General features: G+C 67.0%; 1 protein-coding gene. It reads right to left on the bottom strand.

Annotated elements, in window-relative coordinates; all coding sequences use genetic code 11:
- A partial coding sequence (locus FVA95_RS29750) for a hypothetical protein (protein ID WP_205016067.1) occupies positions 1-276 on the bottom strand: 276 nt, incomplete at both ends.

Genomic DNA, 276 nt, shown 5'->3' with positions numbered 1-276 from the left:
ACATAGACTGCGGACAGCGCCAGCAGGCCTGCGAACACCGCTTCGGCGATCGGGCGCACGCCGATCTGCGGCCGGTTCAGCATCAACAGTGCGAACGGCACCACCGCCATCGTCAGCGAGGCATAGGGGAAGTCGCGGTAGCGAGGATCGAACACGAAGCCGAGCGCGGTCTCGGCCGCGATCACCGCCGTCACCGCAAGGGTCAGGCCGAGCACCGCCGAGAGCTTCGACCATTTGCGTCCCTCGCGGGGACCAAGCAGATCGAGGAAGCTCGGC

Source organism: Pseudonocardia sp. EV170527-09, assembly GCF_008369905.1.
Classification (GTDB): domain Bacteria; phylum Actinomycetota; class Actinomycetes; order Mycobacteriales; family Pseudonocardiaceae; genus Pseudonocardia.
This window is presented reverse-complemented; position numbering and strand designations above follow the sequence as displayed.